Below are 17927 nucleotides of genomic sequence, written 5' to 3' on the forward strand. Positions count from 1 at the left end.
TCCCGATCAGACCTGTTGGACCTGCCTGCCCTTCCCGTCCCGTTTACCCCGTCCGCCCCAAGGACTGCACTTGAGCCCCTCATCCCGGCCGACCGCACTGGCCCTGCTGATATCACTGGCCGTCACCGGATCCCTGTGCCTGTGGGCGGTCGTCGCCGCCCCCGACTCGGTACGGACCACGCTGGCCTGGGGGGCGGGCGCCTCCGCCGTGCTGCTGTCCGCCGCCGTGGCCGCCGCCGTCCATGCCCGCGCCACCGCGAACCGGTTGCGCGCCCGTCTCGCGACGGAGACCCAGCGGTTCACCGGTGAGATCAGCCGGCTCGTCTCCGCCTCCGCGGCCGAGGGCCAGCGGTTCACCGCCGAGACCGCCCGGATCAAGGCCGCCGCCGAGGCCGAGACCGTGCGGATCGCCTCGCAGGCCGCCGCCGATACCGAGCGGCTCACCGCCGATGTCGAGCGGCTCGGCGCCCGCGCGGCCCGCAGTGACACCGAGCGTTCCGCCGCGGTCGCCGCCTGCGCCAACGCCGCGGGCCGGATGCAGGCCCTGGCCACCAGCATGCTCGCCGACCTGCGCGAGATGGAGCACCGGCACTCCGCCGAGGACGTGCTCGGCGATCTGCTCCATCTGGACCACCGCACCGCCCAGGCGGGCCGGCTCGCCGACTCCATCGCCGTGCTGACCGGGGCCCGCTCCGGACGGCGCTGGGCGAAGCCGATCGTGATGGAGTCGATCCTGCGCGGCGCGATGGGCCGGATCAGCGGCTATCAGCGGGTACGCCTCCACTCGACCAGCGATGTCGCGGTCGCCGGCCACGCCGCCGAGGGCGTCATGCACGCGCTCGCCGAACTCCTCGACAACGCCGCCAACTTCTCGCCGCCCACGGCGGAGGTCCATGTGTACGTCGAGGAGGTGCCGGCCGGCATCGTCCTGACCGTCGAGGACAGCGGCCTGGTCATGAGCGATGTGCAGTTGCGCCGCGCCGAGCGCGCGGTGTCGGCCACCAATCAGGACCTCGCGGCTCTTTCCGGCACCCGGCTCGGTCTCGCCGTCGTCGGCCGGCTGGCCCGTAAGCACGGTCTGACCGTGTCGTTCCGGCCGTCCGCGCGCGGCGGCACGGGCGCCCTGATGATGATTCCGCAGGAGCTCCTCACCCGGGCCCCGGTTCCGGAGCCGGCGCCCCAGCTGACATCCGAACCGGCGTCCGAACCGAGGCCCGAGCCGGAACCCACACACGAAACGGCTGCCCCGACGGGGGCGGAAGCCGACCCCGCCCCCTCGGACTCCCCCGCGTCCGAGACCACCGGCCACCTCCCCCGGTTCGGCGAGAGCGGGCTCCCCAAGCGCTCCCGCGGCCGCACCCTCGCCGCCGCCGAGGCCCGTACCAACGCGGGCGGTGCCACCGCAACTCCCCGGCCCCGCACCGCCGACCCCAAGGAACAGGCAGCCCGCTTCAGCAGCTTCCGCCAGGCTGTTCGGGCCAACTCCCCGCACCCGGAAGAAGGCAACACCCGATGACCGCGACCACCGACGAGAAGCTCAACTGGCTGCTGGAGGGGCTGCTGGAGCGCACCCCCGGCACCCGCCATGCCCTTGTCCTGTCCAGGGACGGACTCAAGCTGTGCCGTACCCCCGAGCTCTCCGTCGACCAGGCCGACCAACTGGCCGCGATCTCGGCCGGTATCCAGAGCCTTTCGCACGGCGCGTCCGTCGAGTTCGGTGACGGCACCGGCGGCGTACGGTCCGCGATGGCCGAGTTCTACGGCGGTGTGCTGTTCATCGTCGAGGCGGGTGCGGGCGCCCATCTCGCGGTCGTCGCCTCGGAGGACGCCGACGTCGGCCTCATCGGCCACAACATGAGCGAACTCGTCGAGCAGCTCGGCGAGCACCTGAGCGCCCCGCCGCGTTCCCCCTCGGCCCCCGAGGCCGCCGCGGTCGTCGACGCGACAGCGAACGTATGACCCGCCCCCGTCCCGGCCGGGACGACGACCCGGACCGGCTGTACACCCTCACCGGTGGCCGCAGCCGGTCCGATTCGGATGCTTTCGACCTGGTGACGCTGGTCGTCTCCGAGTGCGAGCCGGCCCCCGGCATGCAGTCGGAGCACGTCACGATCCTGCGGATGTGCACGCGGCCCACCGCGGTCGTGGAGATCGCGGCGTGCCTCGGCCTGCCTGTCAGCATCGTCCGGATCATGCTGTCCGATCTGCTGGACACCGGCCGGATCAGCGCCCGTCACCCCCGTACCGCCCGTGTCGCGGACCGGCTCCCCGACCCCGACATCCTGGAACAGGTGCTCGTTGGACTCCGCAACCTCTGACCGTGCCGCCCTGCAGGCGACGGCCGACAACGGACTGAAGATCGTCGTCGTCGGCGGCTTCGGGGTCGGCAAGACCACCATGGTCCGATCCGTCAGCGAGATCCGTCCGCTGAACACGGAAGAGACCATGACCAGCGCGGGCGAGGCCGTCGACCATCTCGACGGTGTGCAGTCGAAGACGTCCACGACCGTCGCCTTCGACTTCGGCCGGATCTCGCTCGACGAACGCTCGGTGCTGTACCTGTTCGGCGCCCCCGGTCAGGAACGGTTCTGGTTCCTGTGGGACCGGCTGTTCTCGGGCACGCTCGGTGCGGTCGTCCTCGCCGACACCCGCAGGCTCGCCGACTCCTGGTACGCGATCGACCGCCTGGAGCACCACGGCACGCCGTTCATCGTGGCGTGCAACGACTTCGGCGGCCCGTTCCACACCGAACAGCAGATACGGGAGGCGCTCGCCCTCTCGGACGACGTACCCCTGGTGGAGTGCGACGCCCGGGACCGTTCGTCCAGCAAGTACGTACTGATCACGCTGGTCGAGTACCTGCATGCCCTGTCGCAGGGCAATGCCTCCGCCACGTCCGCCGACCGTCCGGAGATCACGCCGGAGAAGACCCCGGAGCCCACCTCGTGACCCAGCCCCCGGCGCCGGCCCCCGGCTGCCCCGTGTCCCAGGGCCGCGCCCCGCTCTCCGGCCCCCGGTTCCAGACCGAACCGACCCGGCTGTACCGGGAGATGCGCCGTGACCACGGGGCCGTGGCGCCCGTCGTCCTCGACGGCGACGTCCCCGCCTGGCTCGTGCTCGGCTACCGCGAACTGCACCAGCTGACCAGCGACCCGGTGCTGTTCAGCCGCGACTCCGACCTGTGGAACCAGTGGGACCGCATCCCCGACGACTGGCCGCTGCTGCCGATGATCGGCCGCAAGCAGCCGTCGATCCTCTACACGGTCGGCCCGCGGCACACCGAACGTGCCGGAATGATCAGCAACGCGCTGGAGGCCGTCGACCCGTTCGCACTGAAGCGGTACGCGGAGGAGTTCGCCGACGGTCTCATCGACCGGTTCTGCTCCACGGGCGGGACCGAGATCATCGCCGAGTACGCGATGCTGCTCCCCGCCCTGGTACTGGCGAAGATCTACGGCTTCAGCGACACCATCGGCGCGGCGCTCGTGGGCTCGCTCAACGACATGATCGACGGCCGGGAGCGGGCGCTGGCCGGTCAGCAGCACCTCGCCTCGTCCATGTTCCAGCTGCTGGCCGACAAGCACGCCGAGCCCGGCGACGACGTCGCCACACGGATGCTCGCCGACCGCGGCGGCTTCACCGACGAGGAGATCGCCCAGGACCTGATGGTCATGATGGCCGCGGGCCACCAGCCGACCGCCGACTGGATCGGCAACTCGCTGCGGCTGATGCTCACCGACGACCGGTTCGCCGCCTCCCTCTCCGGCGGCAGGCACAGCGTCGCCGAGGCCATGAACGAGGTGCTCTGGGAGGACACCCCGACGCAGAACATCGCGGGCCGCTGGGCGTCGCGCGACACCCATCTCGGCGGGCGCCACATCCGGGCGGGCGACCTGCTGCTGCTGGGCATCGCCGCCGCCAACTCGGACCCGCAGGTCCGCACCGACGGTTCCGCGCTGACCGGCGGCAACAACGCGTTCCTCTCCTTCGGCCACGGCGAGCACCGCTGCCCGTTCCCGGCCCAGGAGACCGCCGAGGTCATCGCCCGTACCGGCATCGAGGTGCTGCTGGACCGGCTCCCGGACATCGACCTCGCCGTCCCCGCCGAACAGCTCACCCGGCGCCCGTCCCCGTGGTTGCGGGGCCTGACGGACCTGCCGGTGACCTTCACACCCACCCCTGCCGTCGGAACCGCCGTCGGAACCGCCGTCGGACTCGCCATCGGAGGCCAGAGATGACCCGGATCGCCCTCGACCCCTTCGTCGCCGACCTCGACGGCGAGAGTGCCCGGCTGCGGGCGGCGGGCCCGCTCGCCGAGGTGGAACTGCCGGGCGGAGTGCACTGCTACGCGGTCACCCACCACGCCGAGGCGCGGCAGTTGCTCACCGACAGCCGGATCGTGAAGGACATCAACGTCTGGGGCGCCTGGCAGCGCGGCGAGATACCGATGGACTGGCCGCTGATCGGCCTCGCCAACCCGGGCCGCTCCATGCTCACGGTCGACGGCGCCGACCACCGCCGGCTGCGCACCCTGGTCGCGCAGGCGCTCACCGTGAAGCGGGTGGAGCGGCTGCGGGCCGGCATCGAGGCGCTGACCACGGCGAGCCTGGACCGGCTGGCCGCGCTGCCCCGGGGCGAGAAGGTCGACCTGAAGGCGGAGTTCGCGTACCCGCTGCCGATGAACGTGATCAGCGAGCTGATGGGCGTGGACAGCGCGGACCACCCGCGCTTGAAGGAGCTCTTCGAGAAGTTCTTCTCCACGCAGACGCCGCCCCAGGAGGTCCCGCAGATGATGGCGGACCTCGGCGCGCTCTTCACGGAGATCGTCGACTCCAAGCGGGAGAACCCGGGCGACGACCTCACCAGCGCGTTGATCGCGGCCTCCGAGGACGGTGACCACCTCACCGACGAGGAGATCGTCAACACCCTCCAGCTGATCATCGCGGCCGGTCACGAGACCACGATCAGCCTGATCGTGAACGCGGTCGTCGCGCTCCAGACCCACCCCGAGCAGCGCAAGCAGGTGCTGAACGGGCAGGTGCCGTGGGAGAACGTGATCGAGGAGACCCTGCGCTGGAACACCCCCACGTCCCATGTCCTGATCCGGTTCGCCACACAGGACATCGAGGTGGGCGACAAGGTCCTGCCGAAGGGCGAGGCACTGATCGTCTCCTTCGGTGCGCTGGGCCGCGACGAGGCGCAGCACGGGCCGACGGCCGGTGACTTCGACATCACCCGCTCCCCCAACCGCCACATCGCGTTCGGCCACGGCCCGCACGTCTGCCCGGGTGCGGCACTGTCCCGGCTGGAGGCGGGGGTGGCGCTGCCCGCGCTGTACGAGCGGTTCCCGGAACTGGAGCTCGCCGTCCCGGCGTCCGAGCTGCGGAACAAGCCGATCGTCACCCAGAACGACCTGTACGACCTGCCGGTCGAACTGGGCTGACCCGGCCTTCCCGCACACGGTCCACGGACCGGAACGCACGCGGTCCACGGACCGGAGCGGGTGTCTCATCCGACGGACACGGTCCTCGACCGTGTCCGTGAGGTACTACGCTCCGGTTCGTGGCCGATATCCAGATTCCCGCTGACATCAAGCCCGCCGACGGACGCTTCGGCGCCGGTCCTTCCAAGGTGCGGACGGAGGCGCTCGACGCGCTGGCCGCCACCGGTACGTCTCTTCTCGGTACGTCCCACCGTCAGGCCCCGGTCAAGAACCTGGTCGGCGCGGTGCGTCAGGGCGTGCGCGACCTCTTCTCCCTCCCCGAGGGCTACGAGGTGATCCTGGGCAACGGCGGTTCCACCGCCTTCTGGGACATCGCGACGCACGGGCTCATCGAGACGAAGTCCCAGCACCTCAACTTCGGCGAGTTCTCGTCGAAGTTCGCGAAGGCCGCCAAGCTCGCCCCGTGGCTGGCCGACCCGACCGTGATCGCCTCCGACCCGGGCACCCACCCGGACCCGCAGGCCGAGGCGGGCATCGACGTCTACGCGTTCACGCACAACGAGACGTCGACCGGTGTCGCCGCGCCGGTCAAGCGCGTCGCGGGCGCCGACGAGGGCTCCCTGGTCCTGGTGGACGCCACCTCCGGTGCGGGCGGCCTGCCGGTCGACATCACCGAGTCGGACGTCTACTACTTCGCCCCGCAGAAGTCCTTCGCCTCCGACGGCGGCCTCTGGATCGGTGTCTTCTCCCCGGCCGCCCTGGAGCGCGCCGCGCGCATCCACGCGTCGGGCCGCCACATCCCGGAGTTCTTCAGCCTGCCCACGGCGATCGACAACTCCCTCAAGAACCAGACGTACAACACCCCGGCCCTGGCCACGCTCTTCCTTCTGAACGAGCAGCTGAACTGGCTGAACACCCAGGGCGGCCTGGACTTCTCGGTCCGCCGCACGGCCACCTCCGCGCGGAACCTGTACGGCTGGGCGGAGGAGTCCAAGTACGCGACCCCGTTCGTCACCGACCCGGCGAAGCGCTCGCAGGTCATCGGCACGATCGACTTCGCGGACGAGATCGACGCCTCCGCCGTCGCCAAGGTGCTGCGCGCCAACGGCATCGTCGATACCGAGCCGTACCGCAAGCTGGGCCGCAACCAGCTGCGCGTGGCGATGTTCCCGGCGATCGACCCGTCGGACATCCAGGCGCTGACGGCCTGCATCGACTACGTGATCGAGAAGCTGTAAGGGGTACGCGGGTTACGCATCCGGAGGGCCCCACGCACATCAGGTGCGCGGGGCCCTCCGCCGTTCACCCGACCGGGTGGCGAGAGTGCCTTCCGGGCACGGGCGGCCGGATCGTCCTACGATGATGGCTCGACATCATCCCTTCAGGAGGCCCGCAATGTCTGCAGCAGCAGTCGAGCACCCCTGTGATGGTGAACCGGAGTCGCTGCTCGAAACGGCCAACAGCCTCACGGAGCAGCTGACGGGTTACCGCGTCGAGATCATCGGAGGCGTCATCACCGTGGCCCCACCCCCGGACGGCCCCCACGGCCGAGCGCTGACCAAGATCATGCGCCCCTTCATCGCAGCCGGTCTCGACGACGACGAGACGGAGGTCATTCAGGGAATCGGCGTGTGGCTCCCCGGCGGCCCCGCGGACTTCGCCATCCCCGACCTGGCGCTCGTCGACGCCGATCTCGACGAGCATCTGATCGAGAACAACTGCTACGACCCCGCCGTCTTCCGCCTCGTTCTGGAGGTCACCTCCAGCAACTACAACAACGACCTGCGCAACAAGGTCATCGCCTACGCCGAGGCCAAGATCCCGGTATATGTGATCGTCGACCGCAAGCACGGCCGGGTGCATGTTCTGACCGAGCCCATGAGCGGCGGTTACGACAACCACCAGGTGTACGCCCCCGGGCAGACGGTCACGCTGCCCGATTCGATCGGCGCCCCGGTGACTCTCGACGTCGCCGAGCTCATCCGGGCCGGCCGCCCCCGAACCTGATCAACCGGCCGCCGCCACAAGCACCTCCCGGAGCCGGGTCACTCCCTCCGCCCACCCCTCGTCCCCCGCGTCGTCCCACAGCTCGCGCAGCTCCGAGGATTCGCCCAGCACCTGGTCGAGGGCCTTCACCGCAAGGGGGCGCAAGTCCACCGGGAGCACGGGCAGCGGCTTGTCGGGGCCGTACGAGGTCGTCACGGCCTCCCCGCCCGGGCACTGGGAGCCGACCAGTGCGGCCGCCGCGACCGCGACCGCCCCTTCATCGCTGTCCAGGTAGTCCGTCGTCGCGATCACGACGCTCAGGGCGTTACGGATCACCGCTTCTCGCTCGGCCTCGGGAGCGTCGTCCAGGTCTCCCGAGAAGTCCGCAGCGGTGTCGTTGTCGAAATGGCCGGTGTCCCAGGTGCCCATGAGGTCCCCTCCGCAAGTGGCGTCCGCCGGTGCTCTCCACCGACGTACGTCATCCTCGCAACCACCACTGACAACGCCGGGTCTGCGTCAGCCCTCTCCGTCCCGCTGCCAGCGCCGTTCGCCGTCGCACCACTCCTCCGTGGGCACCAGCCCCGCCGCGGCGGCCACGGCGGCGGAGGCGTCATGGTCCGGATGGATATGGGCGACGACGGTACGCACCACCCCCACCCCCGCGAGATGGGCGACCAGACCCACCGCGGCCTCTTTCGCGTATCCCAGTCCCTGCCACCGCGTCCCGACCACCCAGGCGATCTCCGCCTCCGCGTCCTGCTCGTTCACCGTCGCCTGTACGTAACCGGCCAGGCGGCCCTCGTCCCGCACCCGCAGCACCCAGTTCCACCAGCCCACGCCGGGGTCCGGCGAACCGGCGGTCTGGCGTGCGTAGCGGGCCCGCAGCTCGTCGGCGGTCTCCGGGGCGCCTCCGGTGTAGGTGTGCAGGGCCGGGTCGTCCAGCACCGCCGCCATCTCGTCCGCGTACGCGACCCGCAGCGGCAGCGCGTCCAGCCGGGCGGTGGCAAAGGGCTCGGGTCCATGGTTGATCACACCGCCCGACCCTATGTGCGCCGGTCGCCCGGCGACTCAGCGGCTCAGTCGCTGGAACCGCCGCACCGCCAGCGGCAGGAACACCGCGGTCAGTGCCAGCGGCCAGACCACCGCCATCAGCAGGGCGTGTTCCTCGACCCAGGTGCCGCCGCTCGCCACCGGGTTGCCGAAGAGTTCGCGGGTCGCCGTGACCGTGGACGAGATCGGGTTCCAGGCGGCTACGGTGCCCAGCCATCCCGGCATCAGGGAGGGCGCGACCAGGGCGCTGGAGATCATCGTGACCGGGAACGCGATCGCGTACAGACCGCCCGCCGCCTCCGCGTTCGGGACCAGGAGTCCCAGCCAGACCCCGACCCAGATCAGGCTGAACCGAAGCAGCAGAAGCAGCCCGAACGCACCGACGGCGGCGGTCGGGTCGCCGTCCGCGCGCCAGCCGATCGCGAGGGCCGTCGCCGCGAGGATCGTCAGTTCGGCGCCCGCAACCAGCAGATCGGCGAGGCCGCGTCCGCCGGAGACCGCGGACGGTGCCATCGGCATGGAGCGGAACCGGTCGACGACGCCCTTGCCGACGTCGGTCACCATGGCCATCGCGGTGTTCATGAAGCCCATGGCCATGGTCGTCGCGAACATGCCCGGCATCAGGAACTCCCGGTAGTCGCCGCCTCCGGGCACCTTCATGGCGCTGCCGAAGACATACCCGTACAGCAGCACGGAGAGGATCGGGAAGCCCAACTGCCAGATGATGGCCGCGGGTTGGCGCCGGTAGTGGGTGAGGCTGCGCCGGGTGACGTTCCAGCTGTCGGCGAGCGCCCAGTGGAGTCGGCCGCGTGCGGGGCCGGCCGTGTGCGGTTCGACGGTGGTCACACCGTCACCTCCTCATCGAGCGTCTCCGTACGGTGTCCGGTCAGGCTGAGGAACACGTCGTCGAGGCTCGGTCTGCGCAGCCCGATGTCCTCGACCCCGATGCGTTCGTCCTGGAGGGTGCGCGCGACCTCGGTGAGCGCGGCGACCCGGTCGGCGACCTGGGCGTGGACGCGGCGGTCCGCCTCGTCCAAGACGACAGGGCAGGCGCCCGCGACCCGTTCCACAGCCTTGACGACCGCGGGCAGGTCGGCCGTCTCACCCGCGACGACCTCGATCCGGTCGCCCCCCACCCGGTTCTTCAGCCCGTCCGGCGTGTCGTCGGCGATGACCCGGCCCCGGTCGATGACGGTGATGTGCGAGGCGAGCCGGTCGGCCTCCTCCAGGTACTGGGTGGTGAGCAGCACCGTCGTACCGTCCGCCACCAACGCCCGTACGCTGTCCCAGACTTCGCCCCGCCCCCGCGGATCGAGCCCTGTCGTGGGCTCGTCCAGGAACAGCACCTGGGGCACGAGGATCATCGATGCCGCCAGGTCGAGGCGGCGCCGCATGCCGCCGCTGTATCCCTTGACCCCCTTGTCGGCGGCGTCGCACAGGTCGAACTGTTCCAGCAGTTCCGCGGCCCGCCGCCGGGCACGCGCGGCGCCCAGATGGAAGAGGCGCCCGAACATCTCCAGATTCTGCCGTCCGGTCAGGATCTCGTCGACGGCGGCGTACTGCCCGGTGAGCCCGATCCTTGTGCGTACGCGACGGGGTTCGCGCGCCACGTCCAGCCCGGCGACCTCGGCCCGCCCGCTGTCGAACCGCAGCAGCGTCGCCAGGGCGCGTACGGCGGTGGTCTTGCCGGCCCCGTTGGGCCCGAGCAGCCCGTGCACGATGCCGGGCCGGACGGTCAGATCGAACCCGTCGAGAGCTCCCTTCTCCCCGTACCGCTTCATGACCCCTTCGGCAAGTACGGCATATCCGCTCGTGCCCATGGCAGAGCCCCCTTCACCCCAATGAACTGAGTACGCTGTACCCAAATAAGAGTACAGCGTACCCAATTCTTGTCCAGAGGCTTACGCTGAGCCCATGACGAAGAGCGATTCAGTGGATGGGACAGACGGAACGACGACTGGCAGCGGCGATATCGCGCGCAGCCTGGAACTCCTCTGGGGCACCGGCGACCGCCCCAGCCGCGGTCCCAAACCGGCTCTCACGCTCGGCCGGATCGTCACCACCGCCGTGACGATCGCCGATACGGAGGGCCTGGCCGCCCTCTCGATGCGCCGACTCTCCACCGATCTGGGCACCGGCACGATGTCGCTCTACCGGTACGTCCCCGGCAAGGCCGAACTGCTCGACCTGATGCTCGACCACGTCCTGGGCGAACCCCTGGACGCCACCCCGGCCGACGGACCGGCCGACGGACCGGCCGACGGACCGGCGGACTGGCGCGCCGCCCTCGACGCCATGGCCCGCACCTACCTGGAGCAGCTGAGCCGCCACCCCTGGCTCCTCAAGATCAACCAGGCGCGTACGGTCCTCGGCCCCAGCGCCCTCCGGGGTCTCGAACGGGCCCTCGCCGGTATCAGGGGCATGGGTCTGACCGACCCGGAGCTGATCTCGACGATCATTACGGTCAACAGCTTCGTGGAGGGCATCGCCCGCACCCGGCTCCAGGCCACCGAGGCCGTGCAGCAGACCGGGTTGAGCAATGACGCCTTCTGGGAGGATCAGCGCCCTTATCTGGAGCGGGCCATGCGGAGCGGCGACTATCCGCTGATGGCGGCGCTCTCCGAGGACGCGTTCAGCTACGACAACGACCACTTCGCGTTCGGCCTGCAACGGCTGATCGACGGCTTCGAAGTGCTCGTCGAGCGGCGCGCCAAGGGCTGATGCGGAGCCGGGGCCACGCACCGGTGGAGGCCGGCCGACGGTCAGCCGCGGTTACGACGCCGGTTCGTGAAGACGAGTGCGCCCACGGCGGCGAGCACCAATACCCCGACCAGAGTGCTGCCCTTCATCTCGCCGCTCCCGTCACCGGCGGAGGACGACGCACCACTGCCGTCCTTCGACGGCGACTTGCTGTCACCACCGCCGCTGCCGCCGGCGATGTCCACCCGCACCACATCGCTCCGCTCCCCCTCCGTGCCGAACATCAGCGCCGAGCCGTCCGCCGTGTACGTCACCGACTCGGCCTGCCGCTGCAGCGGTGCCTGGACCGCGTGGTCGGTGCCGAGCCTGCCGTCCTTGAAGGCGTAGCCACGGGCGCTGAAGTACGAGCGCAGCACCAGCTCCTTGCCGTCCGGCGAGAACGCCCCGTCCGTCACCCACGGCACCTCCCCCACCCGTCGGAAGACATTGGTGGCGCCGGTGGTGAGCTCGGCCGGGCCCTCGTACAGTCCGCCGCCGTCCTCGTTCTTCGACGCGATGTAGACCCGCCCGGTCGTGGGGTGGACCATCAGCGCCTCGGCGTTGCGCGGGCCGTCCGCGTACTTCACATCGAACTGTGTGGCGCGGACCGTCGCGTCCTTCAGCTGTTCCGGCTCCGGGAAGCGGTAGATCCAGACGTGGTCCCAGCTGCCGTTCAGGTTGTCGCCGATGTCACCGACGTACAGATTGCCGTCGGGCCCGAGCGAGATGGCCTCGACATCGCGCGGCTGCCCCACCCCCCGCAGGGTGATCGTCGCGACGGTCTTCCCGGTTCGGGAGTCGACGGCGTAGATGTACGGCCCGTCGTCGCTGTCGTTGTGCGTCCAGTAGATGCCGGGGTGAGCGCGGCTGGCGGCGAGGCCGCTGGACTCGGTGATCCGGGGGTCTTCGATCGTGAAGCTCCGATCGGCTCCGTCTCCGGCCGCGACGGCGGGAGCCGCCCCGGCGAGGAGGAGCAGCGCGGCGGCTCCGGACACAGTCAGGTACGAACGCATGACACAAGTGTCCATCGTCACGTCGCAGGTCGGATGAGTGATCCGCGATGATGACGCCATGCGTTTCACGTTTGTCGGCGATTCCATGTCGATCGGCCGCGCCGGCGACTTCACCTGGCGCTACCGGATGTGGCAGCACCTCGCTTCCACTTTCGGTGCCCCGTTCGCGATCGTCGGCCCACGCAGCGAGCTGTACGACACCGGGACGGACACTCCTGTCTCGTACGAGTACGGCGCACCGGACTTTCCCGCCGAGGCCCGCACCCATCTGGCCGGCTGGGGTGAGGGCTGGCTGCACATGGCCCCGGTGATCGCCGACACGGTCACCGAGCACCGAACGGACATCCTGCTCGTCTCGCTCGGCCTGATAGACCTCGGGTTCTATACGGACAGCGGTCAGACCGCCCTGAACGCAAGGGCGTTCATCACGGCGGCCCGCACCGCGAACCCGCACGTCAAGATGGTGCTCCTGCCCGTGATACCGAACATACGGGCCGAGTCGGACGCCCCGTTCGCCGCCGAGTGCGACCGTTTCAACGAGCTCCTGGCGAAGGCCGTCGCCGACCTCGACCACCCGATGTCCCCGATCCTGCTGGCCTCCCGCCCGCCGGGGTACGACATCCACAAGGACACGTACGACGGGACGCATCCCGGCCCCACCGGCGAACACAAGCTGGCGGCCGCGTTCGCCGACGCGATGCACCAGGCGTGGGGCCTGGGCGGCCCGTACGCAGCCCGCCCGTAGCCGGCATCCGCAGTCGGCACTCGTAGCCGACCGCGAACAGCCCGGACCGCCCGGTGTCGGTCCTGGTCTGCAACGACATGGGGCACCTGCCCGACGAGCTGCGCTGGACGGGCTTCCCGCCCGGCCCCCGGCCTCTGAGAACCTGCCCGTCACCGGGTTCCCGGCACGTCAGCGCTCCGACCTCGTGGGCCGGGCCCTCACATGCATCCGCTCCCCCTGCTGCCCGAACAGGCTGAGGAATTCGACCGGATCGGGCCCGGCACTGGCCCATGCATGCGGCGTACGCGTGTCGAACTCGGCGACCTCGCCGGTCGTGAGCACCAGATCGTGCTCGCCCAGCACCAGCCGCAGTCGCCCCGCGAGTACGTACACCCACTCGTACCCCTCGTGCACCCGCTGCTCCAGCGGGCCCGTCGCCCCGCGACCGCCGGGCAGGATCTGCTTGTACGCGTGCAGCCCGCCGAGGTGCCGGGTGAGCGGTACGAAGGTCATGCCGTCCCGGGTGAAGGGGCGGAAATGGATACGCGGATCGCCGGTGGCGGGTGCGCCGACGAGTTCGTCCAGCTGCACCCCGTACGCCTTGGCCAGGGGCAGCAGCAGTTCGAGCGTGGGTTTGCGGCCGCCCGATTCCAGGCGCGAGAGGGTGCTGAGGGAGATCCCGGTCGTCTCGCTGAGCTGCGCCAGGGTCGTGCCGCGTTCCTGGCGCAGGGCGCGCAGCCGCGGCCCGACGCCTGTCAGGACGTTCGAGATCTCGTCGTCCGTACGCTCTGCGCGCTCTCCGTCTTGTTCATCCATCTCCCCATTATTTGCCGTCCCGGCAACGGGGTGTGTCAGGACGGCAGGATCATGGCCAGTGAGAGACGGGTCAGCTCATCGGTCAGCCACTCGGCGTCGACCTGCCGGGGGCGGCGGCCGTGATGGGCCATGAGTTCGTCCACCGAGTGGTTCAGCACAGTGACGGTCACGGTGTGGTCGCTCGCCACCGCCTCGCCCCGCCGCACGGCACGCTCGGCCTCCGAGGTCAGGAAGTCGATCCACATCGCCCGCCATGTCGCGAGGTGCTTGTCCACCTCCCGGCTCACCCCCAGCACCTCGACGAACGCCACCCGGGCCGCGCGCGGGTCCTCGGTGACCGCCTTCACATAGGCGGCGAAGAGCAGCCGGACCCGTTCCGCCGTCGGGCAGTCCTCCATGCCCTCGGCCATCAGGGCGTTCTCGGCGGCGCGCAGCCCGTGGGTCGCCACCTCGTCGTAGATCGCCATCAGGAGCACCTCCCGCGAGACGAACTCCTGCTGGAAGATGTGGACGGGCACCTTCGCCTGCTCGCACAGAGCCTCGACGCTCGTGTGCGCGTACCCGTACGCGGCGAACAACTGGCGCCCGGCCCACAGGAGTCGGTCCCGTGCCCCCGGACCCTCCATGGCCTGTCCGACCGCCCTGTTCCGCTGGTTCGCCACGACACCCACCATCGGTCCTCCTTCGTCGTCCGTACCGCTGCCCCCACTCTCCACGCTCCGCCCCGCCGGTGGTGTCACCGCCACGCGCTCGGGCACGCGTAGGGCGGTGCTTCGGTCAAGTCCGATTGCCCATCGAATCGTTGCTGCTACGGTCTGAAATTTTGATCTACGGAGGTGTCCATGCCGCTGCCCCACGGGCTCCACCCGCAAGACCCAGGCGGCCCTGACCGCCCCGTTCAACGCGTACAACGGCCCGGTCGTGCACACCTTCCCCGAGTCGGCGAACGACTCCACGCCCTTCCACTCCAAGTTCCTCCTGGTCAAGGGCGGCTACGACGACGGCTCGGCCGAGGTCAACGACCGCAAGCTGCTCTGGACCGGCAGCCACAACTACACCTTCAACTCCCTTCGCTACAGCGACGAGGCGTTCGTGAAGCTGGAGGACAGCTCGGTGCACGACGCGTACGAGGCGTTCTTCAAGTCGGCCCTCCCGAAGGCCACATGCACCTGGATCGAAGGCACCTGGACCCCGAGCAGCTGCTCCTGAACTCCGCCGCATGCACGACGAACCGCCCGAGTCCCCGCGCTTCGGTGAGCCGTTCCTCTGGACGGCCCTGTTCCGCCGAACCGCCGCGTCCTGACAGGCGATTGCCTGCCGCCCTACTGCCGGGTGTTTCAGCAGGACTGCGAGGGCGGGGCCGTGAACATGACGTCTACGGCGTGAGCGGTGACCTCGAGCTCGTCACCGAGAGCCCATTCGGCGACCCGGGAGACCGTGGCGGCCGGGATGCGGTCGCTGATTCCGGGGGCCGCCGGAATGTCCTGTGTCGCGTGGGCGTCGTGCGGCATGACGACCCGATACCCCAGCGCCAGGGCTGCGCGGGCCGTCGCCTGGACACACATCTCCGACATCACACCGCAGATGGCGAGCGCCTGTACCCGCGATTCGGTCAGGAGACCGCCCAGCGAAGTCCCGTCGAACCCGTTGTCCTCGGTCTTGCGGATCACGACCTCGGTGGGGCCGGCCTCGACGGGATGGTGGAGCTCCCAACCGGGCGTGTGCGGCTCGTCGCCCGCTCCGGCCGCCCCGTCGTTCTGAATGTGGACAACGAGCGCCCCGCTCCTTCGCGCCCGTGCGATCAGGTCTGCCGTCCGGTCCAGGAGCCGGGCCGCCTCGGGTACTGCCCTGTCACCGCAGACGGCGGCCTTCTGAACGTCCACAACGAGCAGGGCCTCTGCGGGAAGCGCGCGATTGTCCATGCCGTCATCATGTCCGTCGGCTCCGTGCACCTCTACGTGTTTTCGACCCGATGGCACGAGAGGGCGCCGCCGCCTCCAGGACCTGCCGCGCGGTTGCCACCACTGACGGGTCGGATCAGGGACGCGGCCACCGGCGTCCGCTCAGGCGCTCGATGTCGGCGTTGAAGCGCCTGAGGTACGCGGCGAAGGCCGAGACGTCCTCCTCGGACCAGTCGGACATGATCTGGTCCAGCGAGCTCGTATTGCGCTCCCGCTCATCATCGAGCATGCGCGCACCCTCGTCGGTGATGCGGAACTTGCGGGCCATGCCGCCCTCGGGGTCGGGTATGCGCTCGACGAGACCGGCGCGCTTCGCCGCGGCGGTCTGCCGGTTGAGGGTCGAGGCGTCGAGCCCGAAGGCGTCGCTCAGTTCACCGATCGACATCGGCCCCTGGACACGGATGCGGCTGAGCAGGATGTAGGCACTCCGCTCCAGCCGGCTGTCCTCGCGGCGGCCGTTCCTGTGATTCAGAAGCCCATGGCGACTGAGCAGCATCTGCTCGTACTCGACCTCTTGCGTAGCCCTGACCATTGCGACCGCTGCCTCTCGCTCCTTGCCGGGCCGCCGGCACGTTTCATTTCGGAGCGGCCCCGCTCCATGCTCTCACACGACTATGCATCGCACACATAATGTGTGTGATGCACAAGCCATGTACGATGCAATTCGATACTCGCCAGCCACCCGAGGAGTCCCGGTATGGGAGCCCCCCAAGCATCGACCCGCGCGAACGGTGTGATCGCCACGCTGGCATTCGCCGGCATCGTGGCCGCGATCATGCAGACCCTGGTCACGCCGCTCATCGCCGAACTGCCGCAGATCCTGCACACCAGTTCCGCGAACGCCGCCTGGGTGATCACGGTGACCCTGCTGGCGGGGGCGGTGTGCGTGCCCGTCACCGGACGCCTCGGCGACCTGCTGGGCAAGCGCCGGATGCTCCTCGCCTGTTCCGTCCCCCTCATCGCGGGATCGGTGGTCTGCGCCCTCGCGTCGTCCGTCGTGCCCATGATCATCGGACGTGGTCTGCAGGGCATGGGCATGGGCATGGTGCCGCTCGGCATCGCCCTGCTCCGCGACGTGGTCCCCGCCGAGAAGCTCAGCTCCTCCATCGCCCTGGTCAGCGCCTCCATGGGTATCGGCGGCGGCCTCGGCCTGCCGATCGCCTCGGCCGTCGCGCAGTACGCGAACTGGCGCGCACTGTTCTGGGGCTCCGCCGTCCTGGCCGTGGCCATCGCCACCCTGATCTGGTTCCTCATCCCGGACGTCCCGGCCGGTGCCAAGGGGCAGCGTTTCGACGCGCCCGGTGCGCTCGGCCTCGGCGTCGGCCTGGTCTGCCTGCTGCTCGCCGTCTCCAAGGGCGCCGAGTGGGGATGGACCTCCGTGACGACGCTCAGCCTGTTCATCGCCGCCGTCGTCGTGCTGCTGGCCTGGGGCGCGTGGGAGCTGCGTACCCGTGACCCGCTGGTCGACCTGCGCACCACGGCCCGCCCCCGCGTGCTGATCACCAACGTCGCCTCGATCTTCGTCGGCTTCGGCATGTACGCCAGCATGCTGATCGTGCCTCAGCTGCTCCAGTTCCCCGAGGCCACCGGTTACGGCCTCGGCCAGTCGATGCTGGCGGCGGGCCTCTGGATGGCCCCCGGCGGCGTCATGATGATGATCGTCTCTCCGTTCGGCGGAAAGCTCACCGACGCCCGCGGCCCGAAGTTCACCCTGATCTGCGGCGTCCTGGTCCTGGCCGCCGGGTACGGCCTCTCTCTCGTCCTCATGGGCTCCGCCTGGGGGCTGATGCTGTCCCTCATGGTCATCAACAGCGGCGTGGGTCTCGCCTACGGCTCCATGCCGGCCCTGATCATGGGCTCCGTGCCGCTCTCCGAGACGGCCGCGGCCAACGGCTTCAACACGCTGATGCGTTCCCTCGGCACCTCGATCGGTGCGGCCGTGATCGGCGTGGTCCTGTCCCAGATGACCACCACGGCGGGCGGCCACAGCTTCACCTCGGAGAGCGGCTTCCGCACCGGCCTGATCATCGGCTGCGGCGTCGCCCTGGTCGCCGCGGCGATCGCCCTCGTCATCCCGGCAGTGCGCCGCAGTGCGTCCGACACCGCGAAGGACGATGCGGCCCCCACCCCCGAACAGGCCGCTGTCGAAGCCTGACCGGCCCGACACCCGTTGCGGCGCCCCACCCGGGCCACGA

At 70.1% G+C, this 17927-nt stretch carries 21 protein-coding genes and 2 pseudogenes; 14 read left to right on the forward strand and 9 right to left on the reverse strand.

Going from position 1 to position 17927, the window contains the following annotated elements; translation table 11 throughout:
- Positions 1 to 70: 70 nt before the first annotated feature.
- The 8 genes from ACZ7IB_RS29210 (at position 71) to ACZ7IB_RS29245 (ending at position 7450) form a co-directional block, all read left to right on the forward strand.
- Positions 71 to 1516, forward strand: coding sequence for an ATP-binding protein (locus ACZ7IB_RS29210; protein WP_470916778.1), 1446 nt, complete (start codon positions 71 to 73; stop codon positions 1514 to 1516).
- Positions 1513 to 1959, forward strand: a complete 447-nt coding sequence (locus ACZ7IB_RS29215) for a roadblock/LC7 domain-containing protein (RefSeq protein WP_093899843.1) — start codon at positions 1513 to 1515, stop codon at positions 1957 to 1959. The genes ACZ7IB_RS29210 and ACZ7IB_RS29215 overlap by 4 nt, the downstream gene beginning before the upstream one ends.
- Positions 1956 to 2318: a DUF742 domain-containing protein gene (locus tag ACZ7IB_RS29220; RefSeq protein ID WP_470916779.1), complete on the forward strand. Its 363-nt coding sequence runs from the start codon at positions 1956 to 1958 to the stop codon at positions 2316 to 2318. Before ACZ7IB_RS29215 ends, ACZ7IB_RS29220 begins: the two co-directional genes overlap by 4 nt.
- Positions 2299 to 2949, forward strand: coding sequence for a GTP-binding protein (locus ACZ7IB_RS29225; protein WP_470916780.1), 651 nt, complete (start codon positions 2299 to 2301; stop codon positions 2947 to 2949). The genes ACZ7IB_RS29220 and ACZ7IB_RS29225 overlap by 20 nt, the downstream gene beginning before the upstream one ends.
- Entirely contained in the window at positions 2946 to 4238 is a 1293-nt protein-coding gene (locus tag ACZ7IB_RS29230) for a cytochrome P450 (RefSeq protein WP_470916781.1), read from the forward strand. Before ACZ7IB_RS29225 ends, ACZ7IB_RS29230 begins: the two co-directional genes overlap by 4 nt.
- Positions 4235 to 5443, forward strand: a complete 1209-nt coding sequence (locus tag ACZ7IB_RS29235) for a cytochrome P450 family protein (protein ID WP_470916782.1) — start codon at positions 4235 to 4237, stop codon at positions 5441 to 5443. The genes ACZ7IB_RS29230 and ACZ7IB_RS29235 overlap by 4 nt, the downstream gene beginning before the upstream one ends.
- A 119-nt stretch (positions 5444 to 5562) precedes the next feature.
- Positions 5563 to 6681, forward strand: coding sequence for a phosphoserine transaminase (gene serC, locus ACZ7IB_RS29240; protein ID WP_470916783.1), 1119 nt, complete (start codon positions 5563 to 5565; stop codon positions 6679 to 6681).
- Between the two features lie 157 nt (positions 6682 to 6838).
- Entirely contained in the window at positions 6839 to 7450 is a 612-nt protein-coding gene (locus tag ACZ7IB_RS29245) for a Uma2 family endonuclease (protein WP_470916784.1), read from the forward strand.
- On the opposite strand, the gene ACZ7IB_RS29250 is transcribed toward ACZ7IB_RS29245, so the two are convergent.
- The 4 genes from ACZ7IB_RS29250 to ACZ7IB_RS29265 all read right to left on the reverse strand — a co-directional run bounded on the left by ACZ7IB_RS29250 (position 7451) and on the right by ACZ7IB_RS29265 (position 10299).
- Positions 7451 to 7858: a DUF4259 domain-containing protein gene (locus ACZ7IB_RS29250; RefSeq protein ID WP_470916785.1), complete on the reverse strand. Its 408-nt coding sequence runs from the start codon at positions 7856 to 7858 to the stop codon at positions 7451 to 7453.
- 87 nt (positions 7859 to 7945) lie between these two features.
- A complete protein-coding gene (locus ACZ7IB_RS29255; RefSeq protein WP_470916786.1) occupies positions 7946 to 8461 on the reverse strand; it encodes a GNAT family N-acetyltransferase in 516 nt (171 codons plus the stop codon).
- 36 nt (positions 8462 to 8497) lie between these two features.
- Positions 8498 to 9325 carry an ABC transporter permease gene (locus ACZ7IB_RS29260; protein WP_266359050.1) on the reverse strand — a complete coding sequence of 276 codons (828 nt, stop codon included), beginning with the start codon at positions 9323 to 9325 and terminating at the stop codon, positions 8498 to 8500.
- On the reverse strand, positions 9322 to 10299 hold the full coding sequence (locus tag ACZ7IB_RS29265) for an ATP-binding cassette domain-containing protein (protein ID WP_470916787.1): 978 nt from the start codon (positions 10297 to 10299) through the stop codon (positions 9322 to 9324). Before ACZ7IB_RS29265 ends, ACZ7IB_RS29260 begins: the two co-directional genes overlap by 4 nt.
- A 94-nt stretch (positions 10300 to 10393) precedes the next feature.
- Here ACZ7IB_RS29265 and ACZ7IB_RS29270 point away from each other — a divergent pair, with 94 nt between their 5' ends.
- Positions 10394 to 11200: a TetR/AcrR family transcriptional regulator gene (locus ACZ7IB_RS29270; protein ID WP_470916788.1), complete on the forward strand. Its 807-nt coding sequence runs from the start codon at positions 10394 to 10396 to the stop codon at positions 11198 to 11200.
- A 41-nt stretch (positions 11201 to 11241) separates the two neighbouring features.
- Here ACZ7IB_RS29270 and ACZ7IB_RS29275 read toward each other — a convergent pair whose 3' ends face one another.
- Positions 11242 to 12231 carry an SdiA-regulated/phytase-like domain-containing protein gene (locus ACZ7IB_RS29275; protein WP_470916789.1) on the reverse strand — a complete coding sequence of 330 codons (990 nt, stop codon included), beginning with the start codon at positions 12229 to 12231 and terminating at the stop codon, positions 11242 to 11244.
- Positions 12232 to 12289: 58 nt separating this feature from the next.
- On the opposite strand from ACZ7IB_RS29275, the gene ACZ7IB_RS29280 reads away from it, so the two are divergent.
- Positions 12290 to 12976 carry a GDSL-type esterase/lipase family protein gene (locus ACZ7IB_RS29280; protein ID WP_470916790.1) on the forward strand — a complete coding sequence of 229 codons (687 nt, stop codon included), beginning with the start codon at positions 12290 to 12292 and terminating at the stop codon, positions 12974 to 12976.
- Positions 12977 to 13014: 38 nt separating this feature from the next.
- Positions 13015 to 13104, forward strand: a pseudogene (locus tag ACZ7IB_RS29285) (histidine phosphatase family protein); the annotation flags it as partial.
- 40 nt (positions 13105 to 13144) lie between these two features.
- Here the strand turns inward: ACZ7IB_RS29285 and ACZ7IB_RS29290 are convergent.
- Both ACZ7IB_RS29290 and ACZ7IB_RS29295 read right to left on the reverse strand, forming a co-directional pair.
- A complete protein-coding gene (locus ACZ7IB_RS29290) occupies positions 13145 to 13771 on the reverse strand; it encodes a helix-turn-helix domain-containing protein (protein ID WP_470916791.1) in 627 nt (208 codons plus the stop codon).
- Positions 13772 to 13806: 35 nt separating this feature from the next.
- Positions 13807 to 14397: a TetR/AcrR family transcriptional regulator gene (locus ACZ7IB_RS29295; protein ID WP_470916831.1), complete on the reverse strand. Its 591-nt coding sequence runs from the start codon at positions 14395 to 14397 to the stop codon at positions 13807 to 13809.
- 295 nt (positions 14398 to 14692) lie between these two features.
- Between ACZ7IB_RS29295 and ACZ7IB_RS29300 the strand changes: the two genes are divergently transcribed.
- Both ACZ7IB_RS29300 and ACZ7IB_RS29305 read left to right on the forward strand, forming a co-directional pair.
- On the forward strand, positions 14693 to 14980 hold the full coding sequence (locus ACZ7IB_RS29300; protein ID WP_470916792.1) for a phospholipase D-like domain-containing protein: 288 nt from the start codon (positions 14693 to 14695) through the stop codon (positions 14978 to 14980).
- Positions 14979 to 15074: pseudogene (locus tag ACZ7IB_RS29305) on the forward strand (SAM-dependent methyltransferase); the annotation flags it as partial. The gene ACZ7IB_RS29300 and the pseudogene ACZ7IB_RS29305, both read left to right, overlap by 2 nt.
- A gap of 34 nt (positions 15075 to 15108) precedes the next feature.
- Here ACZ7IB_RS29305 and ACZ7IB_RS29310 read toward each other — a convergent pair.
- On the reverse strand, positions 15109 to 15693 hold the full coding sequence (locus tag ACZ7IB_RS29310; protein WP_470916793.1) for a cysteine hydrolase family protein: 585 nt from the start codon (positions 15691 to 15693) through the stop codon (positions 15109 to 15111).
- 115 nt (positions 15694 to 15808) lie between these two features.
- The gene (locus tag ACZ7IB_RS29315; RefSeq protein ID WP_470916794.1) at positions 15809 to 16264 is read right to left on the reverse strand and encodes a MarR family winged helix-turn-helix transcriptional regulator; all 456 of its coding nucleotides are present in this window, start codon (positions 16262 to 16264) and stop codon (positions 15809 to 15811) included.
- Positions 16265 to 16429: 165 nt separating this feature from the next.
- Here ACZ7IB_RS29315 and ACZ7IB_RS29320 point away from each other — a divergent pair, with 165 nt between their 5' ends.
- Positions 16430 to 17887, forward strand: coding sequence for an MFS transporter (locus ACZ7IB_RS29320; protein ID WP_470916795.1), 1458 nt, complete (start codon positions 16430 to 16432; stop codon positions 17885 to 17887).
- The last annotated feature ends 40 nt before the right edge of the window (positions 17888 to 17927 follow it).

The organism is Streptomyces sp. NPDC037301 (assembly GCF_055602785.1).

Bases quoted from the DNA above. Each gene is read 5' to 3' on its own strand.
- ACZ7IB_RS29215 (WP_093899843.1), top strand. From the start codon at position 1,513: ATGACCGCGACCACCGACGAGAAGCTCAACTGGCTGCTGGAGGGGCTG.
- ACZ7IB_RS29220 (WP_470916779.1), top strand. From the start codon at position 1,956: ATGACCCGCCCCCGTCCCGGCCGGGACGACGACCCGGACCGGCTGTAC.
- ACZ7IB_RS29235 (WP_470916782.1), top strand. From the start codon at position 4,235: ATGACCCGGATCGCCCTCGACCCCTTCGTCGCCGACCTCGACGGCGAG.
- ACZ7IB_RS29245 (WP_470916784.1), top strand. From the start codon at position 6,839: ATGTCTGCAGCAGCAGTCGAGCACCCCTGTGATGGTGAACCGGAGTCG.
- ACZ7IB_RS29250 (WP_470916785.1), bottom strand. From the start codon at position 7,858: ATGGGCACCTGGGACACCGGCCATTTCGACAACGACACCGCTGCGGAC.
- ACZ7IB_RS29265 (WP_470916787.1), bottom strand. From the start codon at position 10,299: ATGGGCACGAGCGGATATGCCGTACTTGCCGAAGGGGTCATGAAGCGG.
- ACZ7IB_RS29270 (WP_470916788.1), top strand. From the start codon at position 10,394: ATGACGAAGAGCGATTCAGTGGATGGGACAGACGGAACGACGACTGGC.
- ACZ7IB_RS29275 (WP_470916789.1), bottom strand. From the start codon at position 12,231: ATGCGTTCGTACCTGACTGTGTCCGGAGCCGCCGCGCTGCTCCTCCTC.
- ACZ7IB_RS29280 (WP_470916790.1), top strand. From the start codon at position 12,290: ATGCGTTTCACGTTTGTCGGCGATTCCATGTCGATCGGCCGCGCCGGC.
- ACZ7IB_RS29290 (WP_470916791.1), bottom strand. From the start codon at position 13,771: ATGGATGAACAAGACGGAGAGCGCGCAGAGCGTACGGACGACGAGATC.
- ACZ7IB_RS29295 (WP_470916831.1), bottom strand. From the start codon at position 14,397: ATGGAGGGTCCGGGGGCACGGGACCGACTCCTGTGGGCCGGGCGCCAG.
- ACZ7IB_RS29310 (WP_470916793.1), bottom strand. From the start codon at position 15,693: ATGGACAATCGCGCGCTTCCCGCAGAGGCCCTGCTCGTTGTGGACGTT.
- ACZ7IB_RS29315 (WP_470916794.1), bottom strand. From the start codon at position 16,264: ATGGTCAGGGCTACGCAAGAGGTCGAGTACGAGCAGATGCTGCTCAGT.
- ACZ7IB_RS29320 (WP_470916795.1), top strand. From the start codon at position 16,430: ATGGGAGCCCCCCAAGCATCGACCCGCGCGAACGGTGTGATCGCCACG.